We start from the raw sequence: 15,581 nt of genomic DNA on the forward strand, positions 1-15,581 counted from the left end.
TTGCATATGAAAACCCTGAAAAACTGGACCGTTGATATACAGTCGGCAAACCATCTGGAACTGCTTGTCGATAACCAGCACCGCCTGTGCCTGTATGTGCTGGAAGAGAACCTGTTCCGCGTGCTGATTAAGCGCAAAGGCGAGCTGGCGCTGGACCGCACCTGGAGTATCGCTCCGGAAAAAGACGTGCCCTGGGAAGGGCGCCGTCGTGACGATATCAGCGGCTTCACCTGCCCGACCTGGACGCTGACGCAGCAGGACGACACGTTAACCGTGGCAACCGAACAGCTGCGCGTCACCGTGCACCAGCCGCTGTGGCTGGAGTGGCACTATCGCAATGACGCGGGCGAGTGGCAGCCGCTGGTCAACGACCGCCCCACCAGCGCCTACCTGCTGAACGCCCACGGCGACGGCGTGGCGCACTATCTGGGCCGCCGCAAGGACGAGCGTTTCTACGGCCTGGGCGAGAAAGCGGGCGATCTGCAGCGCAACGGTAAACGCTATGAAATGCGCAACCTCGACGCCATGGGCTATAACGCCGCCAGCACCGACCCGCTCTACAAGCATATTCCTTTCACTATCACCCGCCGCGACGACGTGAGCTACGGCCTGTTCTACGACAACCTGAGCAGCTGCTGGCTGGATTTGGGCAACGAGATCGACAACTACCATACCGCCTATCGCCGCTGGCAGGCGGAAGCGGGCGATATCGACTACTACATCTTTACCGGCAAACGCGTGCTGGACGTTACCAAAGCCTTTGTTCGCCTCACCGGGAAAACGCTGTTCGGACCGAAATGGAGCCTGGGCTACAGCGGTTCGACCATGCACTATACCGACGCGCCGGACGCGCAAAACCAGCTGATGAACTTCATCCGCCTGTGCGAAGAGCACGCCATTCCTTGCGACTCGTTCCAGCTCTCCTCCGGCTATACCTCCATCAACGGCAAGCGCTACGTCTTCAACTGGAACTGCGACAAGGTGCCGCAGCCGAAGGTAATGAGCCAGGCGTTCCATGACGCGGGACTGAAGCTTGCGGCTAACATCAAGCCGTGCCTGCTGCAGGACCATCCGCGCTACAACGAAGTGGCGGAGCGTGGCCTGTTCATTCGCGATTCAGAAACCGATGCACCCGAGCGCTCCAGCTTCTGGGATGACGAAGGCTCGCACCTCGACTTTACCAATCCGCAGACGGTGCAGTGGTGGCAGAACGGCGTCACTACGCAGCTGCTGGAGATGGGCATCGACTCTACCTGGAACGACAACAACGAGTACGAAGTGTGGGACGGAGAAGCCCGCTGCTTTGGCTTCGGCAAGGAGATCGCCATCAAGCATATTCGCCCTGTCATGCCGCTGCTGATGATGCGCGCCTCGCTGGAAGCCCAGCAGCGCTTTGCGCCAGAAAAACGCCCGTACCTCATCTCCCGCTCCGGATGCGCCGGGATGCAGCGCTACGTTCAGACCTGGAGCGGCGACAACCGCACCAGCTGGGACACGCTGCGCTATAACATCCGCATGGGGCTGGGCATGAGCCTGTCCGGGCTGTTCAACGTCGGCCACGACGTCGGCGGTTTCTCCGGCGACAAGCCGGACGCCGAGCTGTTCGTGCGCTGGGTGCAGAACGGCGTGATGCACCCGCGCTTTACCATTCACTCGTGGAACGATGACCACACCGTCAACGAACCGTGGATGTATCCGGGCGTCACGCCTGCCATTCGCGGCGCGATTGAGCTGCGCTACCGCCTGCTGCCGTATCTCTACACCCTGCTCTGGCAGGCGCACGCCGACGACGAGCCGATGCTGCGCCCGACCTTCCTCGACCACGAGCGCGATGCGCAGACCTTCGAAGAGTGCGACGACTTCCTGCTTGGCCGCGACCTGCTGGTCGCCAGCGTCGTCGAAGCCGGACAGCGCGAGCGCAGGGTCTGGCTGCCGGATAACGAAACGGGCTGGTACGATTTTTACACCCACGTGTGGTATGCGGGTGGACAATCGATCGTCCTCGATGCGCCGCTGGAAAAACTGCCGCTGCTGGTGCGCGCCGGAGCCGGTCTGCCGCTGAGCGAGCGCATCACGCATGTGAGTGCCGAAAAAGATACGACCCGCGAGCTGAAGCTGTTCCCGGTGAAAGGCGTCGGCACAACCTCCGGGCTGCTGTTTGAAGACGACGGTGAAAGCTGGGGCTACCAGAACGGCAATGCGCTGTGGGTGGAATGGGAGATGGTGTGCGACAGCGCAACCATCAACCTGAAGGTGAACGCGCGCGGGGATTATCGTCCGGCGTGGAAAGCGATGAAAGTGTCGTTACCGGCGGGGGAAAAACGCAAACTGCTGGTGAATGGGGCTGAAGGGAGTGAGTGGGTGGTATAATGCGGGCGGATGCCCTCACCCTAACCCTCTCCCATAGGGAGAGGGGATAGAACGTAGGCCGGGTAAGGCGAAGCCGCCACCCGGCGTTTTTAGTTCTCGATACCTTTGCTGCGCAGGTAATCTTCGTAGTTACCGGTGAAGTCCACCACGCGCTCTGGCGTAATTTCGATCACGCGGGTCGCCAGCGAGCTGACGAACTCACGGTCGTGAGAGACGAAGATCAGGGTGCCCTGATACATCTCCAGCGCCATGTTCAGGGATTCGATCGATTCCATATCCAGGTGGTTAGTCGGTTCGTCCATCACCAGGATGTTTGGTTTTTCCATCATCAGCTTGCCGAACAGCATGCGTCCCTTCTCGCCACCGGAAAGCACTTTAGCCGGCTTCTTGATGTCGTCCTGGCTGAACAACAGACGACCCAGAATGCTGCGCACCGCCTGCTCGTCGTCGCCTTCCTGCTTCCACTGGCTCATCCAGTCGAAGACGGTCAGGTCATTCTCGAACTCATATTCATGGTCCTGCGCGTAGTAACCAATCTGCGCGTTTTCGGACCATTTCACGGTGCCGTTGTCCGGCTGCAGTTCGCCGACCAGGGTTTTCAGCATGGTGGATTTACCCACGCCGTTGGCGCCCAGAATGGCAATCTTCTCGCCCACTTCCAGCAGCAGGTTGAAGTTTTTAAACAGCGGGCCTTCATCGAAGCCTTTGGTAAGAGCTTCCACTTCCAGCGCGTTACGGAACAGCTTCTTGTCCTGCTCGAAGCGGATGAACGGGTTTTGACGGCTGGAGGCTTTAACCTCTTCCAGCTTGATTTTGTCGATCTGACGCGCACGCGAGGTTGCCTGACGCGACTTAGAGGCGTTGGCGCTGAAGCGGCTGACGAAGGACTGCAGGTCAGCAATCTGCGCTTTCTTCTTGGCGTTATCCGCCAGCAGACGCTCGCGCGCCTGGGTGGCCGCGGTCATGTACTCGTCGTAGTTGCCCGGATACACGCGCAGCTCGCCGTAGTCGAGATCCGCCATGTGCGTACAGACCATGTTCAGGAAGTGACGGTCGTGCGAGATGATGATCATGGTGCTGTCGCGATCGTTCAGCGTCTGCTCCAGCCAGCGGATGGTGTCGATGTCCAGGTTGTTCGTCGGTTCGTCGAGCAGCAGGATGTCCGGGTTAGAGAACAGCGCCTGTGCCAGCAGCACACGCAGCTTCCAGCCAGGGGCGACTTCGCTCATCGGGCCGTAATGTTGTTCAACGGGGATCCCCACGCCCAGCAGCAGCTCGCCCGCGCGCGCTTCCGCAGAATAACCGTCCATCTCGCCGTACTGCGTTTCCAGATCGGCCACCTTATAGCCATCTTCTTCGCTCATTTCGGCCAGCGCGTAGATGCGATCGCGCTCCTGCTTCACTTCCCACAGCTCCGCGTGCCCCATGATCACGGTGTCGAGCACGGTGAACTCTTCGAAGGCGAACTGATCCTGACGCAGCTTACCGATACGCTCGTTAGGGTCGAGCGAGACGTTGCCGAGGGTCGGCTCCAGATCGCCGCCGAGGATCTTCATAAAGGTGGATTTTCCGCTACCGTTGGCACCAATCAGGCCGTAACGGTTGCCGCCGCCAAATTTGACGGAAATGTTTTCGAACAGCGGCTTACTGCCAAACTGCATAGTGACGTTGCTGGTAACTAACACGGGGAGATTCCTGCGAAAAGTGTGATAAACACGGCATTATGCCACAATTCCGAATTGAGATCCCGTGTTGCGGCAATCCACTAAACTTTAACAAAATCGAAAAAAATGTGATTTCGTACACATCTGAATTCCCTGTTAGCGGGAATGCACATATAATGCGCTCCCATCACAGATTCAGACTTATCAACTCATCGCCAGAATGGCTTAGATACCTCGCACAACATGAACATGAAATTAACAACGCTTTTTGCGGCGGCGTTAGCCGTAGTAGGTTTTTGTAAGACCGCGTCTGCGGTGACGTATCCCCTGCCGACCGACGGAAGCCGTCTGGTGGGTCAAAACCAAGTGGTGACGGTTCCTGAGGGTAACTCTCAGCCGCTGGAGTATTTCGCCGCGCAGTACCAGCTGGGCCTGTCTAACATGCTGGAAGCAAACCCGGGCGTTGACCCGTATCTGCCAAAAGCGGGTACCGTGCTGAATATTCCTCAGCAGCTGATCCTGCCGGATACCGTTCATGAAGGTATCGTGATTAACAGCGCCGAAATGCGTCTGTATTACTACCCGAAAGGCACCAACACCGTTATCGTGCTGCCAATCGGTATCGGCCAGCTGGGTAAAGACACCCCGATGAACTGGACCACGAAAGTCGAGCGTAAGAAAGCGGGTCCAACCTGGACGCCGACTGCCAAAATGCACGCGGAATACATCGCTGCGGGCGAACCGCTGCCAGCCGTAGTACCGGCAGGCCCGGATAACCCGATGGGTCTGTATGCCCTGTACATTGGTCGCCTGTACGCTATCCACGGTACTAACGCCAACTTCGGTATCGGCCTGCGCGTGAGCCACGGCTGCGTGCGCCTGCGTAACGATGACATTAAATTCCTGTTCGAAAACGTGCCGGTCGGTACGCGCGTGCAGTTCATCAACGAACCGGTGAAAGCGACCTCTGAGCCAGACGGCAGCCGCTACATCGAAGTGCACAACCCGCTGTCCACCAGCGAAGACCAGATCAACAACAACGAAGTCGTTCCTGTTACGCTGAACAGCGCGGTACAGGCGGTGACTTCTCAGCCAGACGTTGAAACGGCGATTGTTGACCAGGCCGTGCAGAACCGCTCCGGTATGCCGGTGCGTTTGAACTGATAGAGAAGCATTAAAAAAGCGGGCCTCGTTGCCCGCTTTTTTTTACCCGTTATTCACGATCACAATCCCGCCGTGGTCGTACCGATAGTGACAGTGGGCATACTCCAGCGCTGTGCCATCTTCCAGATAAATGACCTGCTCTACCTCCAGGACCGGATCGGTTTCCTCGCAGACCAGATGCTCCCTGTCCAGCGCGCTGGGCTTAAGCGCCCGCACCACCCGATACGACCCCATAATTTTCAGCCCCAGCGTCTCCTGCACGTACTGGAACACTGAACCTTCAAGATGGTTTTTCGTCAGGCCCGGCACCAGATTCATCGGCATCACCGTGGAATCCAGCGACATAGGTTCACCGTTCAGCAAACGCAGGCGAATGAAATCATAGATCGGCGCATCGGCATTTATCATCAGCGACGCCTGCTCTTTCTCGTTCGGGAAGCGCAGCTCAAAATGCACCACCTGGCTGGTTACCTTGCCCAGGTGTTCCCAGGTTTTAGTCGCGCCGAAGTAGTCGCTGCCGGAGAGATCCCACTGCGAGAGCTGGAGGAAGTTTTTGCGGATAAACGTGCCCTGGCCCTGACGGGTATAGACCAGACCTTCAACGATCAGCTGGCGCATCGCCTGCTGAATGGTCATCCGGCTGGTGCTGAACTCCGCCGCCAGCGCAAACTGGTCCGGGAGCGGTTCATTGGCGGCGTACTTCTGGCTGATAATGCGTTTCTTGATTTCCCGCGCTATGGTGATGTACTTCGCCGCCATCGTCCTTCCTTTCAGTTAGTTTTCTATCCCGCTGTTTTTCAACGCCACTCTCTCGGCAATCTTGAGGAAAGGCAGGTAGAAGAATACACCAAATACAATGATTGCCAACTGCACCACCACCGCGCGCCAGTCCCCCGCCGTCGCCAGCCAGGCGCTGAGAATTGGCGGCGTGGTCCAGGGGATCATCACCACGCAGCGCGACATTAACCCCAGCGTGGTACAGAGCCAGGCGAAGTAAATGCCGATGGCGGGCAGCAGCACAAACGGGATCATCAGCGGCAGGTTAAACACGATCGGCAGGCCGAAGATCACCGGCTCGTTAATGTTGAATAAACCGGGCGCCAGCGACAGACGCGCCACCTGCTTCGCCGATTTTTGACGGGAGAAGATAAAGATGGCGATCAGCAGCGAGATGGTGCTGCCCGTGCCGCCCACCATGCCAAACGTCGGCACGAAGATGTTGTTGATGATATGCGGGATGGGCTGGCCGTTGGCGAAGGCCAGCATGTTCTCGTTGGTGTTGATCAGCAGGAACGGCTCCAGCACCACGCTGTTAACGACAGACTGATGAATACCGAGCGTGAACAGGAAGTTACCGAAACTGTAGATAAAAATCGTCCCCGGCAGGCTGGTGTTGATCAGCCGCAGCGGCTGCTGGATAAAGGTCGTAATGAGATGGATCAGGTCCGTATGCAGCACGTTTGCCAGTATCGCCGCCAGCACCGCAAACAAAGAGAGCGTGAGGATCGTCGGGATCAGCGCGGTAAAAGATTTGCTCACCGCTGGAGGCACGTTTTCACCGAGTGAAATGTTAAGCGCCTTCAGGCGCGAAATAGCGATAAACACTTCCGTTGAGAGCAGCCCAATCAGCACCCCGGCGAAAATGCCGGTTGAGCCGATATTGGCGAACGTCAGCACCTGCGTGACGTTCACCGCAGCGTCGCTGCCAACGGGCGTAACCTGTAAGCGCATCGGCATCATGATGATAAAACTGCTGACGGCGATAACCACTGCCGAGACCGGATTGTCGAAATCTTTGTTGCGCGCCAGCGACCAGGCAATCATCGGGGCTAGCAGCAGCGCGGCGATGTTCAACGTGCCGTTGATAATCGCCTCGCCCCACACCTTAAACTGCGCGAGCGTGTCGCCGTGAAAAATCCACGGAAACACCACGTTGTTCACCAGCACCGCCAGACCGGCGAGGATGAAAATGGGCATCACCGTGGCGAAGGCGTCGCGCAGGGAGCGAAGGTGCACCTGGTTTGCCAGGCGCGCCGAGAACTCTACAAATTTATCGACAAAAGACTGCATGTGCGGTGTTATTTTTGTTTCAGACATAGCGGATATTTCCCATCAATCAGTCACAAAAACGGCCCGGCAGCGTACGGCTTACATCTCGCGTCCGTTGGTATGGATAACCTGTTTTAACCACGCGTAGCTCTTCTTCGGCACGCGCTTCAGGTCTTTCAGGTCGTGGTTTTCACGGTTGACATAGACCACGCCGTAGCGCTTACGCATATCACCCTGAGAGCTGAGAATGTCGATCAGGCCCCAGCCGAGGTAGCCGATAACTTCTGCTCCGTCTTCGAACATCGCCTCTTTCATGGCATTGATATGCGCCCGGTGATAGTCGATGCGGTAGTTGTCCTCAATCGGGTTCACGCCGTCCCAGGACTCAATCACCCCAATGCCGTTCTCGATCGGGAATACCGGCAGGCGCCAGTCGTTGTAATAGCGGGTAATGATGGTGCGAAAACCGAGCGGGTCGATCTGCCAGTTCCACTCGGTGGCTTTCAGATACGGGTTATTTTTCTCGCCGTGCAGCAGGTAATAGTTCACGGGCGTGCCTTCCGGGATCGCATCGCTGTCCAGCGTTTTACTGGCGTAGTAGCTGAAGGCCATATAGTCGTTTTTGGTGCGCGCCAGCAGCGCTAAATCTTCAGCGCGGTAGATATCGCCGAAGCCCTCCTGCTCCACCACCGCCATCACCGCCGGGCTGTAGCCCTGCCCGGCAAAGACGCGCAGCAGGTTCTGGTTAAGAAATTCGTCATACTGCTGGGCGCAGAAAATATCGCGCGGTTTGCAGGTGGCCGGGTAGATCAGCTGGTGCGCCAGCATGCCGCCCATCAGCTGGCCCGGTTTAGTCTGGTGCAGGTACTCGGTCAGCGACATGTGCGCCACCATGGTGTGGTGCTGCAGCTCGTACAGCTCGCGCAGGGTTTTCTCCCCTTTCATGTAGCCGGAAATGCGAAACGCTTCCGGCATATGGAAGATGTTCTGCTCGTTGAAGGTCAGCCAGTACTTCACGCGATCGCCATAGCAGTCGATCATCTTTTTGCCGTAGCGGATAAAGGCGTCCATCACGCGGCGGTCGTTGAAGCCGTTGTACTCCTGCGCCAGCGCCAGCGGCATATCGAAGTGGTACAGGCAGATCATCGGCTCGATGCCGCGGGCGATGAGATCGTCGATAAAGCGGTCGTAAAACGCGATGCCTTCGTCGTTGAACGGGCCGTCACCCAGCGGGCAGACGCGGCTCCATGAGATCTGGAAGCGGTAGCAGTTCATCCCCAGATCCTGCATCAGGTCGAAATCCTCACGGTAGCGGTGATAGGAGTCGGTCGCCACTTTCCAGTCGGAGACATTCTCCCCGGCTTCACGAATGTCGTACACCGACATCCCCTTTCCGCCCTCATTCCAGGCACCTTCCGTCTGCATGCTCGATACCGAGTTGCCCCATAAAAAGTTTGCCGGCAGCTGATTGTTCATGGTCTCTCCCTATATGACTAGTCATTTAAAAATTCATGACTAGTCATATAGGTTAAGATGGCATGTCGATCAAAGCGGAGGATCGTTTTTTGTGAGGCATGTCGGAAAGAAACGTCGGGCAGGAAATGAATCGCGCAAACCCTGTTATTGAAGCCGGTGCCTTAGCCTATGCAAAATCACATTTCCCGCTCGTGCCACTGGCTGGCCTCATAAAATCACTATTAACTTAATGAGCACGAACCACGGCCCAGGCCGGAAAGTAAAAATCTTAACTCTATCAAATGGAAAATGACGCTCATGAAGATATCTACTGGCCGTATCGCATTCGCTCTCAGCTTAGCGCTGCCATGCTCAATGACTTACGCGGCAACGGTGTATACGGGTGATAAGGTACAGGGAGTGCCGGTCATCTCGACTCTGGATGTATCAGACCTGACAGCAGGACAACATCGCTTCATGTTCGAGGGGGTTGAGACAGGAACGGGACAGCGCTGGTATGTACCCATCATGGTGGCAAAAGGGAAAACGGACGGGAAGAAAGTTCTGCTGCAGGCGGGCGTCCATGGAGATGAGCTAAACGGAGTGCGCATCGTACAAAAAGTGATGGAACAACTGGACCCTGCAAAAATGAACGGCAGCGTTATTGGCATTATTGGTCCAAACCGTTCTGGCCTTGAAAGGGTCTCCCGGACATGGTCCGTTTCAACCGATGGGGGTGAGACGATCGACTACAACCGCGTGCATCCGGGAAAAGAAACGGGTAACCCTGCCGAGCGTCAGGCATGGATGATGTGGAATAACGTTTACAAGGGAAATGTCGACCTGGCAATTGACTATCACACCCAGTCTACCGGAACGGCTTATCCGCTGTTCATTTATGCCGACTACCGCAATGCGGATGCCCGGACTATTGCAGAACTTTTTCCGGCAGATCAAATTAAGAAAGATCCCGGTGAAGCCGGCTCAATGGAAACCACCTTTATTCAAAATGGTATCCCGGCGATAACGGCCGAGACGGGAGAGCCGAGGATTTACCAGCAGGATATGATTGCCCGGGGTGTAGAAGGTGCCCGCAATGTACTGATCCATTATAAGGTGATTGAAGGCAAAATCGGCGCAACCGCCAGCAGCAATAAAACGTATATTGGTAATGCTATCAGTTCAATACGAGCGACCACGGGTGGGTTTGCGGAGGTATTCGTTAAGCCCGGCGATACGGTAAAAGCAGGACAAGAAGTCGCCCTGCAGCGAAATGCATTCGGTGATGTTGTCGCGAAGTATTCAGCAGAGCGGGACGGCAAAGTACTGTCAGTTGGAACGGATGTAGTAAGAGAACCCCGAGCCCTGCTGGTAAGAGTTCTTGAGCAAAATCCAGCGGCAACCTGCAAAGACGGTTGCTGATTTCCGCCAGAGCCCATCGTTGAATCGGCAAAAGCATGCTCAGTGAAATAAGCCGCTTTCGCCGATTGCTGTAACGATGGGCAAAGAAATTTAAAATCACCTGATGAAAAAGGTTACTGTTGCGCCAGCTGATTGCGGCGATATTCCCCCTGACGCTCCAGCATCCAGCCAGGGTATTCCCGCGGCAGCGCGCTCACCGCATCCAGCTGTTTGAGCTCGTCTTCGCTTAAGCGGATCCCGGTGGCCGCAATGTTGTCGTCCAGCTGTTCGACGCGTTTGGCCCCGATAATCACGCTGGTCACGGCTTTTTGATGCAGCAGCCAGGCCAGCGCGATTTGCGCGACGGAGACGCCCTTGCTTTCGGCAATCACGCGCATCACGTCCACGCAGTCAAAGGCGCGGTCTTTGTTCACCGGCGGGAAGTCAAACTCCAGACGGCGGCTACCGGCTTCGCTCTGCCCGTCGCGACCATATTTTCCGCTCAGCAGGCCGCCTGCCAGCGGGCTCCATACCATCAGCCCGACGCCTTCGCTCTGCATCATCGGCACCAGCTCGCGCTCAAGATCGCGTCCGGCGATGGTGTAATACGCCTGGAGGGATGCGAAACGCGCCAGTCCGAGACGCTCGGAAATACCCAGCGCTTTGGCAATCTGCCACGCCGCCCAGTTCGAGACGCCGATATAGCGCACGTGGCCGTGCTGCACCAGGTTATCCAGCGCATACAGTGTCTCTTCAATCGGCGTGGCCGGGTCGAAGCCGTGCAGCTGATAGAGATCGATATGATCGAGCTGCAGGCGGCGCAGGCTCTCCTTCACGCTGCTGATGATGTGATAGCGCGAGCTGCCGCGCGAGTTCACCCCTGCCGTTCCGGTTTCGCCGAACACTTTGGTCGCGACCACCACGTTCTCGCGAGGAATTTTCAGGTTTTTCAGCGCCTGGCCGACGATCTCCTCCGAACGCCCTTCCGAGTAAACGTCCGCGGTATCGATAAAGTTGATCCCGGCATCCAGCGCGCGGCCCACCAGCTGTTCTGCTTCGCTTTGCTGGAGCTGTCCAATCTTGCCCCACATGCCGCCTTCACCGCCGAACGTCATGGTGCCGAGGCACAGTTCAGAAACGAACAGACCGGTATTGCCCAGTTTTTGATAACGCATAAGATAATCCTCGCATGTCGTTTAAGGGGTACACGATAGTTATACCCGCCCCTCAGCCATCGCGAATGTGGTGTTCCTGTCCGTTTCTTGCCCAATCCTCTGAATTTATCCGCGCGGGGCGTCGCCAAAGACGCTGTAGTCCGGTAATTGCACCTGCTGATACGGTTCCCAGCCGCCGCCGAGCGCCTTGTAGAGCGCCACCAGATCGAGGGCGCTTTGCACCTGCGCCTGCGCGCGCTGCTGCTGGGCCTGCGCCAGCTGACGCTGGGCGTCCAGCACGTCAATAAAGCTGGCGATCCCCTGGCGGTAGCTATCGCTGGCTAAATCGAAGGCGTTTTGCAGGGCATCAATGGTTTTCGCCAGGCCCGCTTCACGCTGCTGGTCGGTGCGATAGCTCACCAGCGCATTTTCGACATCGCCAAGCGCGGTGAGCACCGTCTGACGATAGTCCAGCACCGCCGCCCCCTGCTGCGCGCGCGCCACCTTCACGCTGGAGACCAGCCGCCCGCCCTGGAAGATGGGAATGGAGACCTGCGGGCCAAAGCTGTAGAAGTGGCTGCTCCAGTCGGTCAGCCAGTTGGTTTCGCTGTTGCGCAGGCCAAACTGCCCGGAGAGGGTAAAGCTCGGGAACAGCTCCGCCACCGAGACGCCAATTTGCGCCGTGGCGGCATGGAGGTTCGCTTCTGCTTCGCGCACGTCCGGACGCCGTCGCGCAAGCGTCGACGGAATGCCGGTCTGCACGATATCCGGCAGCGCGGGCATCGGCTGCGCGGATTGTAGTTCGGCATCCAGCGCCCCCGGCGGCTTGCCGAGGAGGATCGCCAGGCCGTTCATCGCCTGCCGCTCCTGCGCCTGATACTGCGGCAGTTGCGCTTCGAGGTTGCCCAGCTGCGCCCGGGCGTTTTCCACGTCCATCTGTGGAGACAGTCCGCCGCGCTGGCGGCTTTCGGTAAGATCCAGCGTCTGCTGCGCGCTTTTAATCTGGGTGTTCAGCGTGGCGATAATGCTCTGCGCCCCGCGCAGCTGGAGCCACGCGCGCGCCACTTCCGCCTCCAGCGACACCAGGGCGTCGTTACGCTGCTCGATAGCGGCTTTCTGCTGCGCTTCGGCGGCTTCCACCTGCCGGCGTACCTTGCCCCACAGGTCGATTTCCCACTGGGCGTCGAAGCTGCCCTGGTAGAGGTTGATCGGCTGCGTCAGGGGGCCTAACGCGCCCCGCAGCTCAGGATCGACATTATCCAGCTGGTCGTACACGCCGTGGGACTTCAGCTCCCCTTCCAGCCCAAGCTGCTGACGCGTCGCCTGCAGATTGCCGTTTACCGACGGGTAAAACGCCCCGCCCGCCTGGTTAATCTGCTCACGCGCTCCGGCGATGCGCAGCACCGTCTGCTGCAGCGTCAGGTTCCCGGCGATGGCGCGCTCAACCAGGCTATCTAACTGCGGCGAACCAAAGGTTTTCCACCAGCGCGGGTTTGTCGCGGCGGAGGTCGTCTGCGATTTTACCCTGCTGTCGCCCTTATCGTTCCAGTGCGTGACGACAGGCGGCGCGGGCGGCAGATAGTCCGGCCCGACGGCGCAGCCTGCCAGCAGCATCATTATCATCAGGGGGTGTAAACGTCTGTGTATCATCAATGTGCTCCTGCACTCCCCTCGCTCTTAACCGGCGAGAGCAACAAACAAAACGGAATCAGTAACAAGGCCACGGCGCTCAGGATGGTGAAGACGTCGATGTAGGCCAAAAAGCGCGACTGCTCAATCATGGTCTGGTACATACGCCCGGTAGCGATGCCGGTGGGGTCCCCTACCTGGGTGGTGAAGTTCTGGATTGCCTGGGCGCTTTCGCGTATTGCCAGCTGGAACTGCTCGTTAAACGGCGAGGCGTGGTACGCAAGGTGCGCACTGTGCGCCTGAGACCGTTCGGTGATGGCCGCCGTCGACAGCGAGATCCCGACCGAGCCCGCCACGTTGCGGAACATGGTAAACAGCGCCGCCGCATCGGCATTCAGCCGTCTTGGGATCGAAATAAAGGCAATGGTGGTCAGGGGCACAAACAGGAATCCCAGTCCCAGCGACTGGGCGCTGCGGAACAGTACCAGCGTCTCGAAGTCGATATCCGGGGTCAGCGTGCGCGACCAGAAGAACGACACCGCCAGACAGGTAAAGCCAAAGGCGATAATCCAGCGCGTCTGTACAACCGGCATCAGCTTCAGCACCAGCGGAATAGTCAGCACAATCAGCACCGCACCGGGCGACAGCACCAGCCCGGACCAGGTGGCGGTATAGCCCAGGTCCTGCTGCGCCAGCTGCGGGATCACCACGGAACTGCCGTACAAAATCATCGCCATCCCCGCCATCAGCAGGCTGGAGATGGCAAAGTTGCGGTCCTTCATGCAGTGCAGATCCACCACCGGCTTTTTGGCATACACCAGCCAGTAAATGGCACCGATAATGCCGATTAGCGTTAACACCGCGAAGGTACGGATAAAGTTCGAGTAGAACCAGTCCTCATCCTCTCCCCGGTCAAGCATCACCTGCAGGCAGCCAAGCCCTAACGCGATCAGGCCGATCCCCGTCCAGTCGATACTCAGCTTCTCTTTTGATTTGCTCTCCCACGGCGGATCTTCCAGCAGCTGGTAGATCGCCAGCACCGTGACAATCCCCACCGGAATATTGATAAAGAACACCCAGCGCCAGGAGTAGTTGTCGGTGATCCAACCGCCCAGCGTCGGGCCGAGGACCGGTGCAACGATAATCGCGATGGATGAGAGCCCAAACGCTTTGCCCCTGTCCTCCGGCTTGAAGTAGTCGAGCAGTACCGACTGCTGCGTGGGCTGCAGCCCGCCGCCAAAAAAGCCCTGCATCACGCGGAACAGGATGATCTGCCACAGCTCGGTGGCAATCCCGCACAGAAACGAGCAGACGGTAAACATGACGATGCAGATCAGGAAGAACTGCTTGCGGCCGAATACCCGGCTCAGAAACGCCGAGATGGGCAGCACGATGCCGTTCGCGACCAGGTAGCTGGTTAACACCCAGGTGGATTCGTCATAGCTGGACGAGAGCGAACCCGCCACGTGGGGCAGCGCCACGTTGACGATGGTGGTGTCCAGAATTTCCATAAACACCGCCAGGGTGACGACAATCGCCACCGCCCACGGATTGCTGGCGGGCTTCCAGCTGTCGTGGCTGTGATCCGTCATTCCACCGTCACCTTCGGTGCAACCGACAGCCCCAGCGGCAGCGGTTTGTTCGGATCGAGCCCCTTATCAATCACGATTTTCACCGGCACGCGCTGCACAATTTTGACGAAGTTACCGGTGGCATTTTCTGCCGGGAAGGCGGAGAAGCGCGAGCCGCTGCCCTGCTGGATACTGTCTACGTGTCCCTCAAGCTCCATATCCGGCCACGCGTCGACGGACACGGTGACCTTATCGCCCGGCTTCATGCGCTCAAGCTGGGACTCTTTGAAGTTCGCCACCACCCACACGTTCGGCGAAACCAGTGAAAATAGCGCCGTTCCCGCCTGCACCAGCGTGCCGGGCTGCACGTTGCGTTTGGTGACAAATCCGTCGAACGGGGCGCGGACTTCGGTGTAAGAGAGATTCAGATTGGCCGTTTCAAGCTGCGCTTTCGCCTGATCGACCTGACGCTCGCGCGCTTCAACGTTGGTTTCCTGCTGGCGGATTTGCAGCTGTACCTGCTCTGCCACTTCCAGCTGCGCCTGGGCGCTGGCCAGCCCTGCCTGGGCGCTACGCAGCTGAGCGTTCGCGGAATCAATGCTTTGCTGGGTGGTTGCCCGCGGGTCGACGCCGCGCTGGCGACGGTACTCCGCCTGTGCGTTAGCCAGATCGGCCTGCGCTTTCAGCACCTGCGCTTTGGCTTCGTCACGCTGGGCGGGATACTGGACTTTTGAAAGTGCCAGCTGCGCCTGGGCCTGATGCAGCTGCGCGATAGCCAGCCCAAGCTGGGCCTGGGCCTGATCGCGCTGCGCGGTGGTATCTCGCGGATCGATGACCACCAGCAAATCGCCCTTTTTCACGCGCTGGTTATCACGCACGCGCAGCTCGGTGACGTAGCCCGCCGTTTTCGGGGCAATCGTCACCACGTCGCCGTCGGTAAAGGCGTCGTCGGTCGTCTCTTCGTTACGGGTTAAAAACCACCAGACCAGCGCCACGACGACCATTACCACGACGACAATGCCGAGGATAATTAACGGTTTCTTGCCCGGGCGCTTACGCTCATTATTGTTTTTGTCCTGCTCGTCAGCAGGCGGGTTTTGATCTTCAGCCATAGTTCAGCAACG

11 protein-coding genes are annotated in these 15,581 nt (G+C 58.1%); 3 read left to right on the plus strand and 8 right to left on the minus strand.

The genetic code is table 11. The features are described 5' to 3' along the window. Nucleotides 1-6: 6 nt before the first annotated feature. Nucleotides 7-2,370, plus strand: a complete 2,364-nt coding sequence (locus USH94_RS07235; RefSeq protein WP_146749027.1) for a TIM-barrel domain-containing protein — start codon at nucleotides 7-9, stop codon at nucleotides 2,368-2,370. Between the two features lie 89 nt (nucleotides 2,371-2,459). Here the strand turns inward: USH94_RS07235 and USH94_RS07240 are convergent, their stop codons facing one another. Beyond that, entirely contained in the window at nucleotides 2,460-4,055 is a 1,596-nt protein-coding gene (locus USH94_RS07240) for an ABC-F family ATPase (protein ID WP_024908697.1), read from the minus strand. Nucleotides 4,056-4,277: 222 nt separating this feature from the next. On the opposite strand from USH94_RS07240, the gene ldtB reads away from it, so the two are divergent. Beyond that, complete coding sequence (gene ldtB / locus USH94_RS07245; RefSeq protein ID WP_023335026.1) at nucleotides 4,278-5,198, plus strand: L,D-transpeptidase; 921 nt, start codon at nucleotides 4,278-4,280, stop codon at nucleotides 5,196-5,198. Nucleotides 5,199-5,240: 42 nt separating this feature from the next. Here ldtB and USH94_RS07250 read toward each other — a convergent pair whose 3' ends face one another. Genes USH94_RS07250 through USH94_RS07260 form a run of 3 tightly spaced genes read right to left on the minus strand, consistent with a single transcriptional unit; the run spans nucleotide 5,241 to nucleotide 8,723 of the window. Then, complete coding sequence (locus USH94_RS07250; RefSeq protein WP_111963850.1) at nucleotides 5,241-5,957, minus strand: GntR family transcriptional regulator; 717 nt, start codon at nucleotides 5,955-5,957, stop codon at nucleotides 5,241-5,243. A gap of 15 nt (nucleotides 5,958-5,972) precedes the next feature. Next, entirely contained in the window at nucleotides 5,973-7,295 is a 1,323-nt protein-coding gene (locus tag USH94_RS07255; protein WP_111963849.1) for a PTS sugar transporter subunit IIC, read from the minus strand. Between the two features lie 51 nt (nucleotides 7,296-7,346). Next, nucleotides 7,347-8,723, minus strand: coding sequence for a glycoside hydrolase family 1 protein (locus USH94_RS07260; RefSeq protein WP_111963848.1), 1,377 nt, complete (start codon nucleotides 8,721-8,723; stop codon nucleotides 7,347-7,349). Between the two features lie 297 nt (nucleotides 8,724-9,020). Between USH94_RS07260 and USH94_RS07265 the strand changes: the two genes are divergently transcribed. Next, entirely contained in the window at nucleotides 9,021-10,124 is a 1,104-nt protein-coding gene (locus USH94_RS07265; protein ID WP_111963927.1) for a succinylglutamate desuccinylase/aspartoacylase family protein, read from the plus strand. A 113-nt stretch (nucleotides 10,125-10,237) separates the two neighbouring features. Here USH94_RS07265 and USH94_RS07270 read toward each other — a convergent pair whose 3' ends face one another. From USH94_RS07270 to USH94_RS07285, 4 genes are all read right to left on the minus strand, one after another. After that, on the minus strand, nucleotides 10,238-11,278 hold the full coding sequence (locus tag USH94_RS07270; RefSeq protein WP_111963847.1) for an aldo/keto reductase: 1,041 nt from the start codon (nucleotides 11,276-11,278) through the stop codon (nucleotides 10,238-10,240). Between the two features lie 105 nt (nucleotides 11,279-11,383). Next, nucleotides 11,384-12,907 (minus strand): efflux transporter outer membrane subunit, encoded by a 1,524-nt coding sequence (locus USH94_RS07275; RefSeq protein WP_111963846.1) that lies wholly within the window; start codon nucleotides 12,905-12,907, stop codon nucleotides 11,384-11,386. After that, on the minus strand, nucleotides 12,907-14,478 hold the full coding sequence (locus tag USH94_RS07280) for a DHA2 family efflux MFS transporter permease subunit (protein ID WP_111963845.1): 1,572 nt from the start codon (nucleotides 14,476-14,478) through the stop codon (nucleotides 12,907-12,909). Before USH94_RS07280 ends, USH94_RS07275 begins: the two co-directional genes overlap by 1 nt. Then, entirely contained in the window at nucleotides 14,475-15,569 is a 1,095-nt protein-coding gene (locus USH94_RS07285) for an HlyD family secretion protein (RefSeq protein WP_047742414.1), read from the minus strand. Before USH94_RS07285 ends, USH94_RS07280 begins: the two co-directional genes overlap by 4 nt. Nucleotides 15,570-15,581 lie beyond the last annotated feature (12 nt).

The sequence above is a fragment of the Enterobacter sp. 148H3 genome (assembly GCF_034107425.1).
GTDB lineage: Bacteria > Pseudomonadota > Gammaproteobacteria > Enterobacterales > Enterobacteriaceae > Enterobacter > Enterobacter vonholyi.